The following is a 22,031-nucleotide window of genomic DNA, read 5'->3' as shown; positions in this document are numbered from 1 at the left end:
GGCCGAGCCAGATGATACCCCTGAGGGGATGAGATGATGACGACCTACGACCAGCCCAACACCGTCCTCGATGCCGAGCGCGCGCGCCTCGCCGCCGACGGCATGTATCACCCCGACATGGAAGGCGATGCCTGCGGCGTCGGCCTGGTCGCGGCGACGGACGGCAAGGCCTCCCGCCGCGTCGTCACGGCTGCGATCGATGCGTTGAAGGCGGTATGGCATCGCGGCGCCGTCGATGCGGACGGCAAGACGGGCGACGGCGCCGGCATCCATGTCGACCTGCCGGTGCGCTTCTTCGACGATGCGATCGAGGCTTCGGGCCACCGCCCGCTGCCCAACCGGCTCGCCGTCGGCATGATCTTCCTGCCGCGCACCGATCTCGCCGCGCAGGAAACCTGCCGCACCATCGTCGAATCCGAGATCATCGATTTCGGCTACACCATCTATGGCTGGCGGCAGGTGCCGGTCGACGTGTCGGTGATCGGCGAAAAGGCGCAGGCCACCCGGCCGGAGATCGAGCAGATCATGATCGCCGGCCCGCTGCCGGAGGAGATGGACGAGGCGGAGTTCGAAAAGAAGCTCTACCTCATCCGCCGCCGCATCGAACGCAAGGTGATCGAGGCGCAGATCCAGGGCTTCTACGCCTGCTCGCTGTCGTGCCGCTCGATCGTCTATAAGGGGCTGTTCCTGGCGGAGGAGCTTTCGGTCTTCTACCCGGACCTGAAGGACGAGCGCTTCGTCAGCCGCGTCGCGATCTTCCACCAGCGTTATTCCACCAACACCTTCCCGCAATGGTGGCTGGCCCAGCCGTTCCGCAACCTCGCCCATAATGGCGAGATCAACACGATCCGCGGCAACAAGAACTGGATGAAGAGCCACGAGATCAAGATGGCCTCGCTGGCCTTCGGCGAATATTCGGAGGAGATCAAGCCGCTGATCCCGGCGGGCGCCTCCGATACCGCCGCGCTCGACGCCGTGTTCGAGGCGATCTGCCGTTCGGGCCGCGACGCGCCGACCGCCAAGCTGATGCTGGTGCCCGAAGCCTGGCAGGAAGCGGATATCCCGCAGCCCCATGCCGACATGTATTCCTATCTCGCCTCTGTGATGGAGCCGTGGGACGGCCCGGCCGCGCTGGCGATGACGGATGGCCGCTGGGCTGTGGCGGGCGTCGACCGCAACGCGCTCCGCCCGCTGCGCACCACGCAGACGGCGGACAATCTGCTGATCGTGGGATCGGAAACCGGCATGGTCGTCGTGCCCGAAAGCTCGATCGTGCGGAAGGGGCGGATGGGGCCCGGCCAGATGATCGCGATCGATCTGGAAGAAGGCAGGCTCTACGACGACCGCGCGATCAAGGATCGCATCGCGGCCGAACAGCCTTATGGCGAATGGGTCCGCAATTTCCTGTCGATCGACGATCTGCCCGAAGCCGCCGATGCGCGGCCCGCCTATGATCGCGCGGAATTGACCCGCCGTCAGGTCGCCGCCGGCCAGACGCTGGAGGATATGGAGCTGATCCTGGCGCCCCAGGTGGAGGACGCCAAGGAAGCGATCGGATCGATGGGCGACGATACGCCGCTGGCCGTCATCTCGGACAAGCCGCGGCTCGTCAGCCACTTCTTCCGCCAGAATTTCAGCCAGGTCACCAACCCGCCGATCGATTCCCTGCGCGAAACGCAGGTGATGTCGCTCAAGACGCGGTTCGGCAACCTTGCCAACATCCTCGATGTCGAGGCGCAGCAGGGCAATGTGCTGGTGCTGGATTCGCCCGTGCTCAGCTGTTCCGACTGGGCGCGGCTGAAGGGCCATTTCGGCCGCCACGCGGCGGAGATCGATTGCACCTATCCGGTCGATGGCGGGCCGGATTCGCTCCGCCAGGCGATCGCCCATGTCCGCGCCGAGGCGGAGAAGGCCGTGCGCGAGGGCCGGACCGAGCTGTTCCTCACCGATGAGAATGTCGGGCCGGATCACATCGCGATCGCGATGGTGTTGGCCGCCGCCGCCGTCCACACCCATCTCGTCCGCAAGGGGCTGCGCTCCTACGCGTCGATCAACGTGCGCTCGGCCGAATGCCTCGACACCCATTATTTCGCGGTGCTGATCGGCGTCGGCGCGACCACGGTGAACGCCTATCTGGCCGAGGCGGCGATCGCCGATCGCCACGCGCGCGGCCTGTTCGGCGATCTTTCGCTGGAGGATTGCCTGAAGCGGCAGCGCAAGGCGATCGACGACGGCCTGCTCAAGATCATGTCGAAGATGGGGATCGCCGTGATCTCCAGCTATCGCGGCGGCTACAATTTCGAGGCTGTCGGCCTCTCCCGCGCGCTGGTCAACGATCTTTTCCCCGGCATGCCGGCCAAGATCTCGGGCGAAGGCTATGCCTCGCTCCAGCTCTCGGCGAAGCTGCGCCACGACGCGGCCTTCGACGAAGCCGTCACCACGCTGCCGATCGGCGGCTTCTACCGCCAGCGCAACGGCGGGGAGGCGCACGCTTATTCCGCCCAGCTCATGCACCTGCTGCAGACGGCGGTCGCGACCGACAGCTATTCCACCTATCTGCAATTCGCGCGCGGCGTGAAGGATATGCCGCCCGTCTATCTGCGCGATCTGCTGGAGTTCAACTGGGCGCGCGAGGCGATTCCGATCGATTCGGTCGAGGCGATAACCGAGATTCGCAAGCGCTTCGTCACCCCCGGCATGTCGCTCGGCGCGCTGTCGCCCGAAGCGCATGAGACGCTGGCGATCGCGATGAACCGGATCGGCGCGAAGGCGGTGTCGGGCGAGGGCGGCGAGGACAAGTCCCGCTACACGCCCTATGAGAATGGCGACAACGCCAACTCGGTCATCAAGCAGATCGCCTCGGGCCGCTTCGGCGTGACGGCGGAATATCTGAACGCGGCCGAGGAGATCGAGATCAAGGTCGCCCAGGGCGCCAAGCCCGGCGAGGGCGGCCAGCTTCCAGGCTTCAAGGTGACGGCGCAGATCGCCAAGCTGCGCCACTCGACGCCGGGCGTCACGCTCATCTCGCCGCCGCCGCACCACGACATCTATTCCATCGAGGATCTGGCCCAGCTCATCTACGATCTGAAGCAGATCAACCCGCGCGCGCGGGTCTGCGTGAAGCTGGTCAGCCAGGCGGGCATCGGCACGGTCGCGGCTGGCGTCGCCAAGGCGCATGCGGACGTGATCCTCGTCTCGGGCCATGTCGGCGGCACCGGCGCGTCTCCGCAGACCTCGGTGAAGTTCGCGGGCACGCCCTGGGAAATGGGCCTGACCGAGGCGAACCAGGTGCTCACCCTCAACGGTCTGCGCCACAGGGTGAAGCTGCGCACCGACGGCGGGCTCAAGACCGGGCGGGATATCGTGATCGCCGCGATCCTGGGGGCCGAGGAATTCGGCATCGGCACGCTCAGCCTGGTAGCGATGGGTTGCATCATGGTCCGCCAGTGCCATTCGAACACCTGCCCGGTCGGCGTCTGCACGCAGGACGAGGCGCTGCGGAAGAAGTTCGTCGGATCGCCGGAAAAGGTCATCAACCTGATGACCTTCATCGCCGAGGAAGTGCGCGAGATCCTCGCCAAGCTGGGCGTCCGCTCGCTCGACGAGGTGATTGGCCGCACTGAGCTGCTCCGCCAGGTCAGCCGCGGTGCCGAGCATCTCGACGATCTCGATCTGAACCCGGTGCTGGCCAAGGTGGATGCGGACGACGACAAGCGCCGCTTCAACATCCCCACCTTCCGCAATGAGGTGCCGGACAGCCTCGACGCGCAGATGATCGCGGACGCGAAGGCCGTGTTCGAACGCGGCGAGAAGATGCAGCTCACCTATACGGTGCGCAACACGCACCGCGCGGTCGGCACGCGCTTCTCGTCGGAAATCGTCCGCCGCTTCGGTATGGAGAAGCTCGCCGACGGCCACGTCCATGTCCGCCTGCGCGGATCGGCCGGCCAGTCGCTGGGCGCCTTCGCGGCCAAGGGACTGACGCTCGAAGTGTTCGGCGACGCCAACGACTATGTCGGCAAGGGGCTTTCGGGGGCGATCATCACCGTGCGGCCCACCGTCTCCTCGCCGCTGGAAAGCCGGTCGAACACGATCCTCGGCAACACCGTGCTCTACGGCGCCACCTCGGGCCGCCTCTATGCGGCCGGCCAGGCGGGCGAGCGCTTCGCCGTCCGCAATTCGGGCGCGACGGTGGTGGTCGAAGGCTGCGGCGCCAACGGCTGCGAATATATGACCGGCGGCACCGCTGTGATCCTCGGCCGCGTCGGCCAGAATTTCGGCGCGGGGATGACGGGCGGCATGGCCTTCGTGCTGGATGAGCATGGCGACTTCGCGTCGCGGGCGAACCCGGAAAGCATCGTCTGGCAGCGGCTGGCCTCCACTTATTGGGAAACCCGCCTCAAGGCCCTGATCGCCGAGCATGCGGTGGCGACGGACAGCAAATGGTCCAACATCATTCTCGATGATTGGGATCGCTGGCGCGGCCATTTCTGGCAGGTCTGCCCGAAGGAGATGGTCTCCCGCCTCGAACATCCGCTCAGCGATGCCGAGGCGGAAGCCGCCGCAGTCGCCGCGGAATAAGGACCGTCCGGGCCAGCCGTGGCGCGATCGTTCACCCGGTCGCGCCACAGACGGTTTCGCGCGGCGGCGAAACCGGTTATGGCCACGCCCGGATTGCTCCAGCGGCCCCGTAGCTCAACTGGATAGAGCACCTGCCTTCTAAGCAGGATGTTGCGTGTTCGAGTCACGCCGGGGTCGCCATTTCCATCGGAACATGTCGATGACACCTCGCCGGGGGCGGGGCATGGGAGGCGTGCGATGGCGCCGGATCGCCGGCATGCGGGGCCGTCCCGATACCGATCACTAATTGCGATTGACTTGCGTTAGCTTCCGGATATGGACCGCCCTGAGCGAACAGGGGGATCCATGAGCCGGTTTTTCGCACTGCTTTCCAGCGTTGCCATCGTCGCGTTTGCCGCACCCGCCTGGGCCGATACGGCTCCGGCGGTGGACGAGGAGGCGACGACGCCGGGCGAGATCATCGTCACCGGCGAAAAGAGCACGCGCACGTTGCAGCAGACGCCGACCAGCATCGCCGTCGTCACGCCCGAGCGGATCGAGAAGGAAGCCCTGATCACGATCCAGGACGTCTACAACCGCACGGCCAATCTTTCCGAAACCTATGGCGCGGCCGGCTTCACGATTCGCGGCGTCAGCAACACCGGCGTCGGCGCGGGCGGGCAGGCGGATGCCGCCAGCGTCTATGTCGATGGCGCGCCGATCCCGCACTGGGCGCTCTATGGCGGCCCCACCGACATGTGGGACGTCCAGCAGGTCGAGGTGCTGCGCGGCCCCCAATCGACGATCCAGGGCCTCAATGCGCTGGCGGGCGGCATCGTCATCACCAGCAAGGACCCCTCGCTCGTCAACTGGACGGGCGATGCGCGCGTGCTGTGGACGGAACATGATGACCGCACCTTTTCAGGCGCGGTGGGCGGCCCGATCATCGAGGACGAACTCGGCGTGCGCCTTTCGGCCGAGCGGCGCGCCGATCGCGGCCTGATCCGCAACGTGACGCGCGGCGGCTATGACGATGAGTTGAAGGCGCTGAACCTGCGCGGCAAGATCAAGTGGACGCCCGCCGCGATCCCGGGGCTGGAGGCTGTCGCCAGCTACAACCGCGTGCGGCGTGACGGCGGCTATCTCTACGAATATTCCCGCACCGACGTGCCGGATTATTACGACCACCGCATCTCGACCGGCGATCAGCCCAGCCGCGGCAAGATCGACAGCGATATCGCGGTGTTCAACCTCAGCTACCCGCTGGCCGACAAGCTGAAGCTGTCCAGCGTCACCTCGTGGAACAGGTCCAAGGTCCATTCGGTGATCGATACCGATGGCACGCCGGCGGACCTCCAGACCATCGACAACCGCTATCTCTACAAGACGCTGACGCAGGAACTGCGCCTCAACTATGATAGCGATACGCTGAGCGGCCTGCTCGGCGCCTGGTATTATCGCCGCACCGGCAGCATCCACCAGAACAGCCGCATCAATATCGAAACGCCGACCGCGACGATCGCCGGGCTGCTGCAGGCCAACGGCGCCACGCCGGCGCAGGCGCAGTTCATCAGCAACGCCTATGCCGCCCAGCTTCCGGTGATCCCCGTGGCCTATAATGGGGATCAGCCCGAAAAGGTGGAGACGATGGCGCTGTTCGGCGACGCGCGCCTGAAGGTCACGGATCGGCTCACGCTGATCGGCGGTTTCCGCTTCGATCACGAACGCAACCGTTATGCGGCGGAAACGGTGGCGACGTTCAACGGCACCCTACCGGACCCGAACTTCATGGGCGCGCCTTATGCGGGCATCATCTCGCTGATCAACCAGGGCGTGCTGGGCCTCGTGTCCGATGCCTCCTCGCCGCTGGCGTCCAACAGCCGCACCTTCAACGCCTTCCTGCCCAAGGCCGGCATCAGCATGGACTGGACGCCGGATCTCACCACCGCCTTCACCGTCCAGCGCGCCTATCGCTCCGGCGGGTCGAGCCAGAATCCGGCCCGGGCCGAGTTGGTGCCCTACGATCCCGAATATAGCTGGAACTATGAAGGCTCGCTCAGGTCCAAATGGCTTGACGGGCGGCTCGTCCTCAACGCCAACATCTTCTACATGACGTGGAAGGACCAGCAGGTGACCGCCTATTTCGGGCAGAACGCCTATGACTATAACACGGTGAACGCGGCCGGATCGCACCTCTACGGGTTCGAGGTGGAAGCCAATGCCAAGGTCGCGCGGGGCGTGGATGTCTATGCCTCGGTCGGCCATGTCCGCACAAAGTTCGACGATTTCGATCTTCCGCAGGGCGCCACCAGCACCGTCGATCTCAAGGGCACCCAATTCCCCTATGCGCCGCGCTGGACGCTATCAGGCGGGGTGAACGCGGAATTCGGCGGCGGCTTCGCCGCCAACCTCAACGCCAATTATCGCACCTCGGTCTTCACCGGCGTGGGCCAGGATCAGGCGCAATACAAGGTTTCGGGCCGCACGGTCGTGAACGGCCGGATCGGATATGAGACGGAACGCTGGTCGCTGTTCCTGTTCGCGCGCAACCTCTTCAACGAAAAATACAAGCAATATGAATATGCGGCGATCCACCAGGCGATCCTGGGGGATCCGCAGACCTTCGGCGTGGGCGCGGGCGTCCATTGGTGATCGCGGCGGCCAGCCTCGCGCTGCTGGCAGGCGGCGCGCTCGGCGCCTCCCTGCTCCGCCGGTCCTGGCAGCGGCGTGACAGATCGGCGATCGGCCTGATTGCCGGCGGCTGGGGCGTGCTGGCCGGTCTCGCGCTGGCATCGGCCGTGCTGATCGGCCCGGTCAAGGGGCTGGCGCTGGCACTCGCGCTGCAAGGCATCGGCGCGCTGGTGGTCGTCTGGTCCAGCCGGGTCCGCCGCAAGGCGGCACGCCTGCGCGAAGGCGAAGTCGCGCCCGAGCCGCTGGAGGAGCCGGGCCGCTTCTGGCGCGGCGTGCTGCGTGCCCTGCTGGCCGGGCCGTTGGGCATGACGGCGGCGATGGGCATCGCTTTCTGCATCACCGTCTATCTGCCGGGCGATCCGCGCACGCGGATCGTGCTCGGCGGCATGATGATGCCCGTGCTCTGGGGGCTGGCGATGACGTGGACGCTCGCCGATCGCCGCCTGTTGCGCGCCACCGCCGTTCTGGCCGGCACCAGCATCGTCGGCTTCGGCCTCGCGGCTCTGGGAGGGGCGGCATGAACGATATGAAAGCCCGGAACAGCCGCAGCCGGCAATGGCGCTGGCCGATCTCGCCGGAAACGGTGCGCGCGGTGCTCAGCAGCCACTCGGTCCTCGGCCTCGCCTTCGCGGGCATAATCTATCTGGTCTGCCTGACCGGCACGATCGCGGTCTTCGCGCCCGATCTGGAACGCTGGGAAATCCCGGCCGCGCCCGTCATCTCCTCGCTCTCCGATACGGCGGCGGCGCGGGCGATCGCCGAGGGGGCGAGGCACGCGCCGGCCGATGCCACGCTCTATCTCAGCCTGCCCACGCCCGCGCGCGACGGGGCGACGCTGGTTGCCTATAGCCCCACCTTCGAACGGAAATGGGCCGTGGCCGCCGACGGCGCGCTCGCCGATATGGAAGCGATCTGGACGGAATTCCTGATCCACCTCCACGTCAACCTGCACCTGCCGCGCAGCTGGGGCGAATTCATCGTCGGGCTGACCGGGGTGGCGCTGCTGTCGTCGCTCGTCTCCGGCATATTGGCCCATCCGCGCATCGTGCGCGATGCCTTCCACCTGCGGCTCGGCGGATCGCGCCGCTTGCAGGAGGCCGATCTCCACAACCGGCTCGGCGTCTGGGCGCTGCCCTTCCACTTCGCGCTGGCGCTGACCGGCGCGCTGCTCGGGCTCAGCACCGTCATCGTCGCGGCGCTCTCGCTGCTGCTTTACCGGGGCGACATGGGCAAGGTCTACGAACTGTTCCTCGATCCGCCGCCGCCCGTCGATGCGCGCGCCGTGCCGATGCCCGATATCGCCGCGCTGATCGCCGATGCCCGCGCCCGCGCGCCCGGCGCCCAGCCGCAAAGCCTGATGGTCGAACGGCCCGGCCGGGCGGATATGCGCATCTCGGTGGATGGCGGCCGGCCGCGCCTGCTCGTCTCGCAGGATGAAACCCGGTTCGATGCGCGCGGGGCCATGGTCCATGACGAGCATCCCCAGGATATCGTCACCGGCACCCGCCTGCTCGGCGGCATCGGCCAGATCCATTTCGGCTGGTTCGGCGGCCTGCCCGTGCGGCTGGCTTATGGCCTGCTCGGCCTCGCCCTTTGCGTCGTCACCTCGACCGGCGTGACGATCTGGCTTGCCCGCCGCCGCGATCGGGGCAGGCCGGCGCCGCGATGGGAACGCATCTGGGCCACCGTCTGCTGGGGCCAGCCCGCCATTCTCGCACTGACGGCACTGCTCGCCTTGTTGACGCCCACGGCACCTTTGCCGGCAGCGTGGCTGGGCCTGACGATCCTGTCGATCCTCGCCGCTGCGCTGGCCGGCACCATATCGGCGGACCGGCTCTCCCGGGGCTGGCGCTGGGCGCTCGCGATCCTGCTGTTGGCGCTCGCCTTGCTCCATGGCGTCCCCCTGCTGGGGAAAGATATGGCGCCCCTGCTGGTCGATGCGCTGCTGCTGGCCGGCGGACTGGGGCTGCTGGCCTCGCTGCTTCGCGGGCAAAAAGCGCGGGCCGTCGCCATCTAGCGGGGATGGGGAGCGCCGTCGCCCTCCATCCCCATGATGCGCTTCAGTTCAGCTTGCCGCTCAGCGAGATGCCGAAGACGCGCGGCTCGTTATAGACGGCGGCCATGTAATTCTCGATCACGCCCTTCAGATTCTTCTCGTTGGTGATGTTGCGGACGAAGAAGGCGATCTCGTAGACGCCATCGTTGCCGCTATAGCCGAGCTTCAGGCCGCCTTCGAAATTACCCTTCGAATAGAACTCCTTGGTCTTGTAGAGCACGAAGTTCGTATAGCCCTGGATGTTCCAGTCGGTCGCCAGGAACAGCTTGCCCGCGTCGCTTACCGGCAGGTCGTAGCGGCCGGCGAAGTTCAGGTTGTATTTGGGCGCGTTGGGCAGCGGATTGCCGTCGATCTGGGCGAACACCGCCGGGCCAAACGCGGTCGGCACGGTGATAGTCGGGTCCTCCACGGTGCAGACGACCGCGCCGTTCAGCGCGCAGACCTGCGCATAGACGCGCTTGTCCTTGATCTCGGTGTGCAGCACGCTGCCGCCCAGCGTCAGCGCCAGGTTGCGCACCGGCCGCCAGTCGGCCTCCGCCTCGAAGCCGTAGGCCCTGGCCTTGTTGGCGTTGAACAGCACGCCGTTGCCGTCGGCATCGTTGCCGTTCAGCTGGATGTCGTCGACCGTATAGGTGAAGGCCGATGCGTTCAGGCGCAGCGTGTTGTTGAACAGGCTGGTCTTCACGCCCGCCTCCCAGGACAGGATCGTCTCGGAATCGGCGGTGGTGAAATCGCTGTTGAACACGGCGGAACGGCCCTGGATGGTCGGCCCGCGGAAGCCCTTGGCGACGCGCGCATACAGGCTGACGTCGGGGTTCACCTGATAGAGCGCGCTGATGTCCCAGCTCGGCTTGGTGTCCTTCAGCTCGACGAAGGTGCGGCCCGTATAGGTCACGACGCCGGCCGCCGTATCGGCGGTCTTCAGCAGGCGGGTCTCCTTCTTGTCCTCGGTCACGCGGACGCCGCCCGTCAGGGTGAAGTCCGGCGTGATGGCGTAGCTCGCCTGGCCGAACAGCGCCCAGCTGGTGTTCACATTGTGCAGCCGCACCCAGTTGTTGGGATTGTGCGCGGCGGTGGTGAGGAAATAGGCGCGCTGGTAGAAATCGGTCGTATCGCGGCTGTCGAAATAAAGACCGCCGACCTGCCATTTGAACGGCCCGTCATTGGCGCTCGCAAGGCGCACTTCCTGGGTCCACTGGTCGAGATCGCGCACCTTGCCCATCGACTGGCCGAAGCCGTTGGGCACGCCGTTGACGGGGAAGTCGGCGGCGGCACCGCCGTCGGTATCGCCGCGGCTGTAGCCGGAGGTGGTCTCGTAAGCCGTGATCGACGTCAGCGTCACCGGCCCGAAATCATAATCGATGTGCAGCGATCCGCCGTAGGTGTTGTAGGCCTGCGGATTATTGTCGGCTTCGTCGTAGGCCACTTCGTCGCGCGGCACGTCGGTCTTGTTCGAACCCTTCTTCAGCGCGCCGCGCAGGAACAGGGTGGAGGTGCCGTCATAATCGCGGGCATGGCCGGATGCGAGGATGGACAGCCGCTCGGTCGGCGTCAGCAGCACCTGCAGGCGGATGTCGCGCTCGTCATAACCGCCCATCGCATTCTTCTTCGGCGTCACGGTGCCGTCGGCGCTGGTGCCGGTGAACACATTGTCCACATAATCGTCGCGATGCTGGTAGAGGCCGGATACGCGCACCGCCACCTTGTCGGGCACGATCGCGCCGCCGATGCCGCCGTCGAAGGTCACCGTATTGTAGCTGCCATAGGATGCGGAGGCGCGGCCCTCCAGATCCTGGCTCGGACGGATCGTATCGAACTTGATGATGCCGGCGGTGGTGTTGCGGCCGAACAGCGAACCCTGCGGCCCGCGTAGCACTTCCACCTGCCGCACGTCGAACACGGGGTTCGATTTCAGCACCACATGCTCCAGCACCACATCGTCCTGGATGATCGAAACCGGCTGGGACGCGCCGAGGTAGAAATCGATATTGCCCAGGCCGCGGATGTAGAAACGCGGGAAGATGCGGCCGGTCGTCGTCTCGGCATAAAGGCTCGGCACCCTGCCGGAGAGCGCCAGCAGCGTATCGTCGCCGCCGCTCTGGAAGTCCCGGAGGTTGCCGCCGCCGATGACGCCCACCGAAACCGGCACCTTCTGGAGATTCTCCGATCGCCGCTCCGCCGTCACCACGATCTCACCCAGATCGTCGCCGGCGCTCGTTTCCTGCGCCTGCACCGCGATGGGGCAGCAGAATGCGCCCATGGCGGCGCCCAGCAACAAGGATGATTTTCCAACCGCTTTGAACATCATTCCCCCTTTGGCGGTGTCTGTCCGGCCGCCAGTGACGCACATATTGCTTCTGTAACAAATTATTTCGGAAGCGCTGGCAAGGCGCCCTAGGCCGCGATTGTTTCCCTATCGTGACGACCTTCGGCGCCGCGGCTACTGAAGCACCGCATTGACGTCCACCAGCGTCACATCGTGCATCTGGTTGAGATAGGCCTCGTAATAGCCCTTGTGCGATGAGCCGACGATCGCGAGCAGGCGGGTGCCGGGCCGGCGGCCCAGCACGTCGCGGATGTTGGCCGCCATGCGGAGGTTGCGCGTTTCCCAATAGCCCACATAGCTGCGGCCGAAGGCCTGCGGCGACGGTTCCTCGAGCGCGGCGCCGAAATCGGAGAGATAGACCTGCATCGGCACGCCCGGCGCATTATAGGCGCGATACATCGCCATCAGCCCGTCCGGGCGGGAGAGGCCGGCTTCCAGCCGATCATCCTCCGCCCGCCGCGCATGCGCGGCGGGGTTGTCCCACGCGCGGCGGATCGCGGCTTCATAAGCCTTCTCGTCCACCGGGCCGGGGCTGTCGGCCGAATGATCGTCCACGCTCCACAGCCGCTCCAGGCCGAGCCGGGCGGCGAGGGGGGCTGCGATCAGGTAGGTTTCGTTACGCCGGTCCTTCAGCTTGTCCAGCAGGGCCGCCAGCTCGGCATTCAGGCCGTCGCCGACGCGGCGTTCGCCCTCCGGCAGGCGCAGCCATTGCACCAGCGCGGAGCCGCGCTCGCCCGCCGCCAGGAAAAGGGCCGCCAGATGCCGCCGCTGGGCGGCCGAGGGCGCGGCCGGCCAGTCCGCCAGCAGGCGTTCGGCCTCGGCATTGGCGGCGGGCACGTCCAGCCCGGTCGCCTTGCCCGCGGCCGCCGTGTCGGGGCAATAATCCTTCACGGTCTCCGCATAGCGGGAGGGATAGCGGCGCAGGCTGTCGCATTGCAGGCCGGACATGTCCTCGGTGGCGACGGCCGTCGGCCGCCAGCTTGCCAGTCGTTCCACAAGCGGGGCCGTCATGTCCGGCCGGAAGCTGTCGGGCAGGTCGGACAGGTGCATGGTCCCCAGCACCAGCACTTCGTTGGGCTTGCCGGCGGCCGGACCTTTCAGGCGGTCGGGCTGGAAGGACGGCCGGTAATCCTGCCGTGGAGGATCTGCCAGGGCCGCCCCGGCGAACAGGGCGAGGCCCAATGCAACAAGCGTGGATCGACGAAGGCCGGCCATGCGACACCCCTTTTTTTGAGCATGAACGAGATGCCGCTCTAGCTCGACTGTGTTGCCCATGCAATACAGTCGAATCGGTGCCGTCTAGCGCGTCGTGAAGCAGGCCTGGCCATGTGCCGCCAGCGCCGCGCAGGCGCGGTCTGCGGCGGCGTGATCGGGGAAGGGGCCGGCCTGCAATCGCGTCACCGCCCCCGCATCGATCAGGAAGGATTGCTTGTCGGCCAGCACGGCATGCGTGTTCCTGAGCTTCTGCCACAGGCCGTCGGCGCGCGCGGCATCGCTGAACGCGCCGAGCTGGATGCGCCAGCCGCCGCTGGTGGAAGGTGAAGCCGCCGTGGCGGCAGGCGATCGATCGGGCGCCGCGACTTTCGCTTTCCTGTCCTTCGCGGCCTTGGCGGCGGGCACCGGGGCTGCTGCAGCCTCGGTCGCCATCGCCGGTATCACCGTCTGTCCGACGGCGGCGGTGCGGCCCATTTCCAGCGCCAGCGCCTCGCCGCGACGGCGTTCGTCCTTGGGGATGTAGCGCTCCATCTCCGCCAGGCTGTTCACCGCCGGGGGCAGGCCGCTCGCCGCAGCGCGCTTCATATAGGCATAGGCCCGCACCCAGTCGCGCGGCGGGGGATCGCCGTTGAAAGCCAGTGTGCCCAGCACGTAGAGCGCGCGGGCATCGCCCCGCTCGGCCGCCTTCTGCAGCCAGGGGAGGACGGTTTGGCGATCGCCGTCGTCGAACAGCAGCAGCCCGTAGTTGGCCTGCGCCTGGGGATGGCCCTGCTCGGCCGCCCGGCGATACCAGTCGCGCGCCGCCTTCGGATCGGCGGCCACGCCACGGCCCAGCCGATAGGCCTGGCCCAGGTTGAACTGCGCATCGGCATTGCCGGCCTCGGCCAATGGACGCCAGAAGGCGATCGCCGCCGCATAATCGCCGCGCTTCCATGCGGCGACGCCCGCCGCCGGACCGGACGGCGCCGCCGGGCCGGGCGCGGGCGGCGCGAGAAGCGCCTGGGCCGCCGGGGCGTCGGCAGGTTCCGCCGCCGGTGCGAAGGTTGCCGCGCCCGCCGCCGCCAGCACCGCCACCGCACCCAGCCATTGCCCCGACGAAACCATGCTTGTTCCCTGTAAACCCGGCCTGCCCGCCTGATCGGCCCATCCCGGCCATGGGGCCGGGATGGTTAATCTTTCGTCAGTGATCTTGCCCCGGTCCGTTCCATACTATCGGTATGGCATTCCCGCAATTTAACGAACTTTTAGGCCGCCCGGTGGCATTCGTTGCGATAGCGACGGTTATTGGGGATTGGATATGCGGGTATTGGCGCTGGCATCGCAGAAGGGCGGGTCCGGCAAGACCACGCTTTCCGGCCATCTGGCGGTTCAGGCGCAGCGCGCGGGCGCGGGGCCGGTGGTGCTGATCGATATCGATCCCCAGGGCTCGCTGGCCGATTGGTGGAACGAACGGCAGGATGACATGCCGGCCTATGCGCAGACCACGGTCGCGCGGCTCGCCGCCGATCTGGAGATGCTGCGCCAGCAGGGCTTCCGCCTCGCCGTGATCGATACGCCGCCGGCGATCACCGTCGCGATCCAGAGCGTGATCCAGGTGGCGGAGCTGGTCGTCATCCCCACGCGGCCCAGCCCGCACGATCTGCGCGCCGTCGGCGCCACCGTCGATCTGTGCGATCGCGCCGGCAAGCCGCTGATCTTCGTGGTCAATGCCGCGACGCCCAAGGCCAAGATCACCTATGAGGCGGCGGTGGCGCTGTCGCAGCACGGCACCGTCGCGCCTGTGACCCTGCATCACCGCACCGATTTCGCCGCCTCGATGATCGACGGCCGCACCGTGATGGAGGTCGATCCCAAGAGCAAGTCGGCCGCTGAGGTCGAGGCCCTTTGGAGCTACGTCTCCGATCGGCTCGAGAAGAATTTTCGCCGCACCGTGTTCGCCGCGCCCGGCCAGATCGCGGTCACCGGCAGCGCGCGGCCCATGGGTGGCTTCGGCCGCCGCGTGGTCCAGCACTGAGGGGGATGATGATGAGCGAATCGCGTCCCTTCGCCTCCCTCACCTCCGGCCTGCTCGCCCGCAAGGGCTTCGCGCGGCCGGCCATGCGCCCGCAGGGCCATGCGCTTACCCCCTCGCATGACGATCTCGGCTGGAACGACATGGGCAGCTTCCGCGCGGCAGAGGAGGAACGCCCCCAGCCGGCAGTGTCCTTCCTCACCCCGCTCTCCGGCGACGAGGATGCCGGATCGCCCGTGTTTGAGCCCGCGCCTCCCGTCGTCCATCGCCAGCAGGAGGTGATCGCGCAGGAATTCGGCGCCGCCATTCCCGCTCCTGACGATGCGGTTGCTGTTGAGGCCCCGGCCGCCGCAATCGAATCGCCGGTCGTGGCGGAGGTTGCGCCGGTCGCAGCCGCGCGCGCGCGCAAGGCGGCCCGCTCGAAGGCGCACGGCACGCGCGTCGGCACCCGCACCAAGGCGGCGCCCGGCTCGCGCGCCAAGGCGGCCTTCACCCTGCGGCTCGATCCCGAACGTCATCTCCGGCTCCGGCTGGCCTGCGCGGTCGGCCATCGTTCGGCCCAGCGGCTGCTGATCAACGCGCTCGATGCCTATCTGGCGGATATCCCCGGCCTCGATGCGCTCGCCCAGAATGTGCCGGGCGGGGCGCCATCCGCCTGACCGGTATCGTCCATATTGTTCGGGCCGTCATTGTTCGGGCCGTCATTGTTCGGGCCGTCATTGTTCGGGCCGTCATTGTTCGGGCCGTCATTGTTCGGGCCGTCATTGTTCGGGCCGTCATTGTTCGGGCCGTCATTGTTCGGGCCGTCATTGTTCGGGCCGTCATTGTTCGGGCCGTCATTGTTCGGGCCGTCATTGTTCGGGCCGTCATTGTTCGGGCCGTCATTGTTCGGGCCGTCATTGTTCGGGCCGTCATTGTTCGGGCCGTCATTGTTCGGGCCGTCATTGTTCGGGCCGTCATTGTTCGGGCCGTCATTGTTCGGGCCGTCATTGTTCGGGCCGTCATTGTTCGGGCCGTCATTGTTCGGGCCGTCATTGTTCGGGCCGTCATTGTTCGGGCCGTCATTGTTCGGGCCGTCATTGTTCGGGCCGTCATTGTTCGGGCCGTCATTGTTCGGGCCGTCATTGTTCGGGCCGTCATTGTTCGGGCCGTCATTGTTCGGGCCGTCATTGTTCGGGCCGTCATTGTTCGGGCCGTCATTGTTCGGGCCGTCATTGTTCGGGCCGTCATTGTTCGGGCCGTCATTGTTCGGGCCGTCATTGTTCGGGCCGTCATTGTTCGGGCCGTCATTGTTCGGGCCGTCATTGTTCGGGCCGTCATTGTTCGGGCCGTCATTGTTCGGGCCGTCATTGTTCGGGCCGTCATTGTTCGGGCCGTCATTGTTCGGGCCGTCATTGTTCGGGCCGTCATTGTTCGGGCCGTCATTGTTCGGGCCGTCATTGTTCAGGCCGTCATTGTTCAGGGAAGCGTTGTGATGAAGTCCAGGGTCCTGCTTCAGCTTTCGGCCTCAGCCGCCCTCCTCGCGCTCGTCACCGTCGGCTGCAAGCCGGCGGGATCGCGGCCGGCGACGCTCTCGTCCACGGCCGTGCCCGATGCGCGCGACGGTGCCCGCGCCGCCGCCAAGGCGCGCGCCGCGCTCCAGGCCCGAGACGCGGCGAAGGCCGTTGCCGAGGCGGAACGATCGGTCGCCGCCGATCCGCGCAATCCCGCCTATCGCGCAGTTCTCGGCCAGTCCTACCTCCTCGCCGGCCGCTTCGTCTCGGCGCAGACCGCCTTCGCCGATGCGCTGAGCCTCGATCCCGATCAGCCCGTGGCCGGCCTGAACCTGGCGCTGGCCCGGATCGCGCTGGGCGATGCCTCCGGCGCGCTCCGCCTGCTCGACCAGCTCGAGGGCAAGGTCGGCGAAAGCGATCGCGGCCTGGCCTTTGCGCTGGCCGGCGATGTCGAGCGCGCGGTTCCGATCCTCGAGGCCGCCGCCCGCGCGCCCGGTGCCGATGCCCGCACCCGCCAGAATCTCGGCCTCGGCTACGCGCTCGCCCGCCGCTGGGATGAAGCCCGCGCCGTCGCCGCCCAGGATCTTCCGGCCGAACAGGTCGGCCGCCGCATGCTCGAATGGGCGATGTTCTCCCGCCCCAGCCGCAGCTGGGATCAGGTGGCCGGCGTGCTCGGCATCAGCCCCCATCTCGACAGCGGCCAGCCCGTCGCCCTCGCGCTCGCCCCGCAGGCCGAACCCGTGCGCACGGCGGCCGTGGAGCAGCCGTCACCGCCCGAGGAGCCGGCGATCGCGGAAGCCCCGGCTTCTCCGCCGGCCGAGCTGGCCGCCAATCTCGAACCGGAAGCCTTGCCGCCGCTGCTGAAGGCGACGGCTCCATCGGTAACGCCCGTCGCCGTGCCGGCGATGCTGGCCCCGCCGCCGGCCAGGCCCGTCCGGGCCGCCTTCGTCGCGCCCGAACCGGCCCTGCGGCAGGCTTCGCTCCCGATCCAGCGCGTGGCGAGCGAGGGCGGCTTCGTCGTCCAGCTCGGCGCCTACAGCACCGCCGCGCGGGTGGAGACGGCCTGGAGCCGCATCGCCGCGCGCGTCCAGATGATCGCGGATTATGTGCCGTCCAGCAGCGCGTTCGATCTGGAACGGGCCGGCACCGTCTATCGCCTCAGCCTCGGCGGCTTCCAGACCCGCGCCGCCGCGATCGATCTTTGCGAGAAGGTGCGCCTGAAGGGCGGCGAATGCTTCGTGCGCGCGGCGCTTGGCGATCGTCCGCTGCGCTGGGCGTCCGCAACGTCCGCCGGGGGCGGCCGGCAGCTCGCCTCGCGCTGAACGGCCGGCGCGCGCCGACGGGCCGATCGCAAGGGCTATTCCCCTTGCCGCGATTTCCGGCTAGCGTCGCGCCTGCGAATTTTCCTGATCGGATAGGAGAGGGCGAAAGTCCGGCCGTCTTCCCCGCCTTGGCGGGGAAGACGGAATAACCCCTGCCGGCCGCGCCGCAGGAATTTCCTTACATCTCCGGCTGAAGCAGCCGATGGAGATGGACCACCACATATTTCATCTCGGCATCGTCCACCGTGCGCTGGGCCGCCCCGCGCCAGGCCTTTTCCGCCGACTCGTAATCGTCGAAGAAGCCGACGACGTCGATCGCGTTCAGATCCTCGAATTCCAGCGTGCGGGGATCCTTAACGCGACCCCCGAAAACAAGGTGCATCTTGCTCATCATCATGTCCCTAATTGTGGGTTTGGCGCCCGCCTAGCACGGACGCCGCACCGCAACAATCACGAGGGCCGGCGCCTGCGCCTCAGCCCTTGGACTTCATGAACGCGACGAGCTTGTCGAAGCCGTTGCGCTGGATATAGGCGTCGAAATCGGCCGCCTGGGTAAGCGCCAGGTTGATGCCGGCGACGGTGAGGTTCGAAACCTTGTAGCCGGCCGGCGTCTTGGTGACGGACCAGATGGCGGTGATGGGCTGCTGGCCCTTCTTCACCACCTGGGTGACGACGGCGGCGCCGTTCGCGGCCGGCTGGGACCGGATGACCTTGAGATCGGCATCGGCATATTCGAACAGCCGGTCGGCATAGATGCCGATCACGTAATTGGGCAGCGCGGCCTGGTAGGCGGCAAGCTGATCGGGCTTCAGCGTCGGCTTCCAGCGGCGGATCAGCCGATCGCCGATCTGGTCGATCGCGAAATGCTGGGAGAGGAGATCGCGGAACTTGACCTTGGCGGCCGCCCGGTTGCCGCCGCGCAGCGCGCCGAAGCCTTCCTGCGAAAGCCCGGAGATGAAGGCCTGCGGATCCTGATTGTTGATCGCGGCGGCGGACGCCGGCGTCGCCAGCGCGATCGGGGCGGCAAGACCGGCCAGCGCGATCGTCGCGGCGGTGAACGGGATACGCATCGAAATCATTCTTCTGTCGCTCCGGATTTGGTTCTGCCGCGGCTTTCGCCCCGGATCGGTGAACCGGGCTTGAATATCAGTGATTCTTGACGGCGTTGACCGCGGCGCTGCCGGCGGCGCCCGCCGATCGGGTGGCGGCTTCGAACAGCTTACCCACCTGCTGGGACGCCGCATCCTTGTTGATGCCGAGGTCGTCCAGAGTTTCGCGCCCGGCTTCCTTGGCGGCGGCGATCGCCACGCGCGCGGCTTCGTTGAGCTTGCCGCCGACCGGCGCCAGCGCCGCCTTCTCGCGCTCACCGCGCGGCAGGAGCGCGCCCACAACCGCGCCGATCGCGATGCCGGCGACAAGCGCCGCGACGGGATTGTCCTCGATCCCCTGGATCGTCGCCGATTTCGCCTCGGATGCCTTCTCCCGCGCGCTTTCCAGCGCTTCGGACGCGGCGACGCGGGTATTGTGCGCCCGTTCGCGCAGCTGATCCTTGGCCTCGCTCAGCTTCTCGCTGGCATAGGCGCCCGCCCGTTCGGCGCTGTCCTTCACGCTGTTGCTCATCGCTCGTCTCCTCGTTCCGCCGGGCGGGCCGGCGCGATTGGGTCAGTCTTCGCCAGAACCGTTCGGGGCGGCGGCGGTTTCCTCGTCCGTCCCCGCTTCGTCTCGTTTCGCCAGCAGGTGCATGATGCCCCGCACGATGGGCTTGCGGGCAAGGAACAGCGCGACGCCGCCGGCGATGGCGGCAGTGCGCGCCGGCTTCTCCTTCGCGGCCGCCAGCGCCTCGGCCGCCAGCTCCTCGCCATGCTCGCGCAATTCGTCCCATGCCTCGCGCGCCAACGCCTTTGGATTGAGCCTTGCCTGGATCTCGCCCAGCGTGCTGCCGAGCCGCGCGCGGGCGGCGGCGGCGCGGGCGCGCGCATTGGCGATATCCGCTTCGTCGCCGATCACCGGTCCCGCTCCGCTTGCGTCGGCTCATCCTCTTCCGGCGGCGCGACCGTCGGCAGGCGCTTCAACCCCTCGCGCACCAGCAGGCCGGCGACGAGGAAACCGGCGAGCCCCGCGACGATCCCGCCGCCCACCGGGCCGATGAAGCGCGCGAGGCCGATCGCGAAGCCGATCATCAGCGCGCTGGCGGAGCCGAGGGCGATGAGCACGCCGGCCAGCATCAGCGCCACCGCCAGCCTTGCGGCCAGCGCGCGGCGGATGGCGAGCCGGCGATAGACCGCCAGCTCGGCGCGGATCAGCTCCCCCCCCTGATCGACGGCGCGATTGAAGAGCTCGCCGATCGAAGTGCCTGGTTCCTTCGCCCCCGCCATCGCGATGCTCAGGCCGATTTGTCCTGCCCGCCATCCTTGCCGGCCCTCACCAGCCGGGCGAGGACGAAGCCGACGGCAACGGCGGCGCCGATCGCGAGCGCCGGGGATTTGCGGACGACGGTGCGGGCATCCTCGAGCAACTCGTCCACATCCTTGGAGCGCAGCGATGTCGCGACGTTGGATACGGCGGAGGCCGCCTTGCGGGCATAATCGCCATATTGCGCGCCGACCTTGTCGTCGATGGTGCTGGCCGCGTCGTCCATCAGGCGGGTGACGCTATCCAGCCCCTCGACGGCCTTCTCCTTGCCGATCGCGGCATAATCGCGGGCCTTGCCGGTGGCCTGCTCCTTGAAGTCGCTCGCCTGCTCGCCGACCTTTTCCTTCGCCGCGGCAAAGGCTTCACGCGCCTTCGATCCGGTGGGATTGATATCGATCTCGGCGGCGTTGGGCGTGGCCAGCTGGTTCGGCTTTTCGGTGGAATCCGGGGTCGTGGGCATGTGCGTCTCCGTCGAAAGCGTTTCGCTGTCCGCTTCTCCAACATCCGCCCCTGCCCGGATGTTCCGCCGCGAAACCATTCGCTACACGGCCGGCGAAGCGTTGCCTATCGCTCCTCCTGCGGATAGAGCGCGGGCCATCCAGCGTCCAGAAAAAGGTGCGATTCCGAAATGACTGCGATCATCGACGTCCACGCCCGGCAGATCATCGACAGCCGGGGCAATCCCACCGTCGAGGTTGACGTGACGCTGGAGGACGGCAGCTTCGGCCGCGCCGCCGTGCCGTCGGGCGCCTCCACCGGCGCGCACGAGGCCGTCGAGAAGCGGGACGGCGACAAGAGCCGCTGGCAGGGCAAGGGCGTGAGCGCCGCGATCGACGCGGTGAACGGCGAGATCGCCGAGGCCGTGACCGGCATCGACGCCGAGGACCAGCAGGAAATCGACGCGGTGATGATCGATCTCGACGGCACGCCCAACAAGGGCCGGCTGGGCGCGAACGCGATCCTGGGCGTCAGCCTTGCCGTGGCGAAGGCCGCTGCCGATGCGCGCGGCCTGCCGCTCTATCGCTATGTCGGCGGCACCGCCGCCCATGTGCTGCCGGTGCCGATGATGAACATCATCAACGGCGGCGTCCATGCCGATAATCCGATCGATTTCCAGGAATTCATGATCATGCCGGTCGGCGCGGAAAGCCTGGCCGAGGCGCTGCGCTGCGGATCGGAAATCTTCCACACGCTGAAGAAGGCGCTGCACGACAAGGGCCTGGCGACGGCGGTGGGCGACGAAGGCGGCTTCGCGCCGAACCTCGCCTCCGCGCCGGCCGCGCTCGACTTCATCATGGCGAGCATCGAGAAGGCCGGATACAAGCCGGGTGATGATGTGGTCCTGGCGCTCGACTGCGCGGCGACCGAATTCTTCAAGAACGGCGTCTATGATTTCGAGGGCGAAGGCGTGAAGCGCTCGCCCGCCGAAATGGCCGATTACCTCGCCGATCTCTGCGCCCGCTACCCGATCAAGTCGATCGAGGACGGCATGGGCGAGGATGATTTCGAAGGCTGGAAGATCCTGACCGACAAGATCGGCGACAAGGTGCAGCTCGTCGGCGACGACCTGTTCGTCACCAACCCGGAACGCCTGCGCCAGGGCATCAGGGACGGCCTCGCCAATTCGCTGCTGGTGAAGGTGAACCAGATCGGCACGCTGTCCGAAACGCTGGAGGCCGTCTCCACCGCGCAGCGCGTCGGCTACACCGCCGTCATGTCGCACCGCTCGGGCGAGACCGAGGACGCGACCATCGCCGACCTCGCCGTCGCCACCAATTGCGGACAGATCAAGACCGGGTCGATGGCCCGTTCGGACCGGCTGGCCAAATATAACCAGCTGCTCCGCATCGAGGAGGAACTGGGCTTCGTCTCGCGCTACGCGGGCCGCTCGATCTTCCAAGGCTGAGCCGCTATTTTGCACCTTGATGCTCTGATGTTAAGCGAG

17 protein-coding genes and 1 tRNA gene are annotated in these 22,031 nt (G+C 67.3%); 9 read left to right on the top strand and 9 right to left on the bottom strand.

The features are described from left to right. Positions 1 to 36 precede the first annotated feature (36 nt). The 5 genes from gltB to CV103_RS06335 all read left to right on the top strand — a co-directional run bounded on the left by gltB (position 37) and on the right by CV103_RS06335 (position 9,268). Positions 37 to 4,581 carry a glutamate synthase large subunit gene (gene gltB / locus CV103_RS06355; RefSeq protein ID WP_107394374.1) on the top strand — a complete coding sequence of 1,515 codons (4,545 nt, stop codon included), beginning with the start codon at positions 37 to 39 and terminating at the stop codon, positions 4,579 to 4,581. 103 nt (positions 4,582 to 4,684) lie between these two features. Then, a tRNA-Arg gene (locus tag CV103_RS06350) sits at positions 4,685 to 4,761 on the top strand. Between the two features lie 165 nt (positions 4,762 to 4,926). Continuing rightward, the gene (locus tag CV103_RS06345; protein ID WP_107394347.1) at positions 4,927 to 7,212 is read left to right on the top strand and encodes a TonB-dependent receptor; all 2,286 of its coding nucleotides are present in this window, start codon (positions 4,927 to 4,929) and stop codon (positions 7,210 to 7,212) included. Beyond that, positions 7,206 to 7,772 carry a hypothetical protein gene (locus CV103_RS06340; protein WP_107394346.1) on the top strand — a complete coding sequence of 189 codons (567 nt, stop codon included), beginning with the start codon at positions 7,206 to 7,208 and terminating at the stop codon, positions 7,770 to 7,772. The genes CV103_RS06345 and CV103_RS06340 overlap by 7 nt, the downstream gene beginning before the upstream one ends. Further along, complete coding sequence (locus CV103_RS06335) at positions 7,769 to 9,268, top strand: PepSY-associated TM helix domain-containing protein (protein ID WP_107394345.1); 1,500 nt, start codon at positions 7,769 to 7,771, stop codon at positions 9,266 to 9,268. The genes CV103_RS06340 and CV103_RS06335 overlap by 4 nt, the downstream gene beginning before the upstream one ends. 43 nt (positions 9,269 to 9,311) lie before the next feature. On the opposite strand, the gene CV103_RS06330 is transcribed toward CV103_RS06335, so the two are convergent. The 3 genes from CV103_RS06330 to CV103_RS06320 all read right to left on the bottom strand — a co-directional run bounded on the left by CV103_RS06330 (position 9,312) and on the right by CV103_RS06320 (position 13,952). Then, a complete protein-coding gene (locus CV103_RS06330) occupies positions 9,312 to 11,615 on the bottom strand; it encodes a TonB-dependent receptor (RefSeq protein WP_170112569.1) in 2,304 nt (767 codons plus the stop codon). Positions 11,616 to 11,747: 132 nt separating this feature from the next. After that, on the bottom strand, positions 11,748 to 12,848 hold the full coding sequence (locus CV103_RS06325) for a DUF5694 domain-containing protein (protein WP_107394343.1): 1,101 nt from the start codon (positions 12,846 to 12,848) through the stop codon (positions 11,748 to 11,750). Positions 12,849 to 12,932: 84 nt separating this feature from the next. After that, positions 12,933 to 13,952, bottom strand: coding sequence for an SPOR domain-containing protein (locus CV103_RS06320; protein WP_107394342.1), 1,020 nt, complete (start codon positions 13,950 to 13,952; stop codon positions 12,933 to 12,935). A gap of 193 nt (positions 13,953 to 14,145) precedes the next feature. On the opposite strand from CV103_RS06320, the gene CV103_RS06315 reads away from it, so the two are divergent. The 3 genes from CV103_RS06315 (at position 14,146) to CV103_RS06305 (ending at position 17,674) form a co-directional block, all read left to right on the top strand. Then, the gene (locus CV103_RS06315; RefSeq protein WP_015459310.1) at positions 14,146 to 14,862 is read left to right on the top strand and encodes a ParA family protein; all 717 of its coding nucleotides are present in this window, start codon (positions 14,146 to 14,148) and stop codon (positions 14,860 to 14,862) included. Positions 14,863 to 14,873: 11 nt separating this feature from the next. Then, positions 14,874 to 15,518: a hypothetical protein gene (locus tag CV103_RS06310; RefSeq protein WP_107394373.1), complete on the top strand. Its 645-nt coding sequence runs from the start codon at positions 14,874 to 14,876 to the stop codon at positions 15,516 to 15,518. Between the two features lie 815 nt (positions 15,519 to 16,333). Then, positions 16,334 to 17,674, top strand: coding sequence for an SPOR domain-containing protein (locus tag CV103_RS06305; protein WP_107394341.1), 1,341 nt, complete (start codon positions 16,334 to 16,336; stop codon positions 17,672 to 17,674). Positions 17,675 to 17,852: 178 nt separating this feature from the next. Here the strand turns inward: CV103_RS06305 and CV103_RS06300 are convergent, their stop codons facing one another. The 6 genes from CV103_RS06300 to CV103_RS06275 all read right to left on the bottom strand — a co-directional run bounded on the left by CV103_RS06300 (position 17,853) and on the right by CV103_RS06275 (position 20,546). Next, entirely contained in the window at positions 17,853 to 18,065 is a 213-nt protein-coding gene (locus CV103_RS06300) for a DUF4170 domain-containing protein (RefSeq protein WP_015459313.1), read from the bottom strand. Positions 18,066 to 18,147: 82 nt separating this feature from the next. Then, positions 18,148 to 18,744: an MlaC/ttg2D family ABC transporter substrate-binding protein gene (locus CV103_RS06295; protein WP_015459314.1), complete on the bottom strand. Its 597-nt coding sequence runs from the start codon at positions 18,742 to 18,744 to the stop codon at positions 18,148 to 18,150. 76 nt (positions 18,745 to 18,820) lie between these two features. Continuing rightward, positions 18,821 to 19,294, bottom strand: a complete 474-nt coding sequence (locus CV103_RS06290) for an ElaB/YgaM/YqjD family protein (protein ID WP_015459315.1) — start codon at positions 19,292 to 19,294, stop codon at positions 18,821 to 18,823. A 42-nt stretch (positions 19,295 to 19,336) separates the two neighbouring features. Further along, a complete protein-coding gene (locus tag CV103_RS06285) occupies positions 19,337 to 19,681 on the bottom strand; it encodes a DUF3618 domain-containing protein (protein WP_070932461.1) in 345 nt (114 codons plus the stop codon). After that, positions 19,678 to 20,049 carry a phage holin family protein gene (locus tag CV103_RS06280; RefSeq protein WP_015459317.1) on the bottom strand — a complete coding sequence of 124 codons (372 nt, stop codon included), beginning with the start codon at positions 20,047 to 20,049 and terminating at the stop codon, positions 19,678 to 19,680. The genes CV103_RS06285 and CV103_RS06280 overlap by 4 nt, the downstream gene beginning before the upstream one ends. An 8-nt stretch (positions 20,050 to 20,057) precedes the next feature. Further along, entirely contained in the window at positions 20,058 to 20,546 is a 489-nt protein-coding gene (locus CV103_RS06275) for a hypothetical protein (RefSeq protein WP_107394372.1), read from the bottom strand. Between the two features lie 168 nt (positions 20,547 to 20,714). Between CV103_RS06275 and eno the strand changes: the two genes are divergently transcribed. Further along, positions 20,715 to 21,992, top strand: a complete 1,278-nt coding sequence (gene eno / locus CV103_RS06270; RefSeq protein WP_107394340.1) for a phosphopyruvate hydratase — start codon at positions 20,715 to 20,717, stop codon at positions 21,990 to 21,992. Positions 21,993 to 22,031 lie beyond the last annotated feature (39 nt).

Source organism: Edaphosphingomonas fennica (genome assembly GCF_003034225.1).
In the GTDB taxonomy this organism is placed as follows: Bacteria; Pseudomonadota; Alphaproteobacteria; order Sphingomonadales; family Sphingomonadaceae; genus Sphingomonas_E; species Sphingomonas_E fennica.
This window is presented reverse-complemented; position numbering and strand designations above follow the sequence as displayed.

Coding starts and splice junctions, on each gene's coding strand:
- gltB (WP_107394374.1), top strand. CDS start 37: ATGACGACCTACGACCAGCCCAACACCGTCCTCGATGCCGAGCGCGCG.
- CV103_RS06345 (WP_107394347.1), top strand. CDS start 4,927: ATGAGCCGGTTTTTCGCACTGCTTTCCAGCGTTGCCATCGTCGCGTTT.
- CV103_RS06335 (WP_107394345.1), top strand. CDS start 7,769: ATGAACGATATGAAAGCCCGGAACAGCCGCAGCCGGCAATGGCGCTGG.
- CV103_RS06330 (WP_170112569.1), bottom strand. CDS start 11,615: ATGATGTTCAAAGCGGTTGGAAAATCATCCTTGTTGCTGGGCGCCGCC.
- CV103_RS06325 (WP_107394343.1), bottom strand. CDS start 12,848: ATGGCCGGCCTTCGTCGATCCACGCTTGTTGCATTGGGCCTCGCCCTG.
- CV103_RS06320 (WP_107394342.1), bottom strand. CDS start 13,952: ATGGTTTCGTCGGGGCAATGGCTGGGTGCGGTGGCGGTGCTGGCGGCG.
- CV103_RS06315 (WP_015459310.1), top strand. CDS start 14,146: ATGCGGGTATTGGCGCTGGCATCGCAGAAGGGCGGGTCCGGCAAGACC.
- CV103_RS06310 (WP_107394373.1), top strand. CDS start 14,874: ATGAGCGAATCGCGTCCCTTCGCCTCCCTCACCTCCGGCCTGCTCGCC.
- CV103_RS06305 (WP_107394341.1), top strand. CDS start 16,334: ATGAAGTCCAGGGTCCTGCTTCAGCTTTCGGCCTCAGCCGCCCTCCTC.
- CV103_RS06300 (WP_015459313.1), bottom strand. CDS start 18,065: ATGAGCAAGATGCACCTTGTTTTCGGGGGTCGCGTTAAGGATCCCCGC.
- CV103_RS06295 (WP_015459314.1), bottom strand. CDS start 18,744: ATGCGTATCCCGTTCACCGCCGCGACGATCGCGCTGGCCGGTCTTGCC.
- CV103_RS06290 (WP_015459315.1), bottom strand. CDS start 19,294: ATGAGCAACAGCGTGAAGGACAGCGCCGAACGGGCGGGCGCCTATGCC.
- CV103_RS06280 (WP_015459317.1), bottom strand. CDS start 20,049: ATGGCGGGGGCGAAGGAACCAGGCACTTCGATCGGCGAGCTCTTCAAT.
- CV103_RS06275 (WP_107394372.1), bottom strand. CDS start 20,546: ATGCCCACGACCCCGGATTCCACCGAAAAGCCGAACCAGCTGGCCACG.
- eno (WP_107394340.1), top strand. CDS start 20,715: ATGACTGCGATCATCGACGTCCACGCCCGGCAGATCATCGACAGCCGG.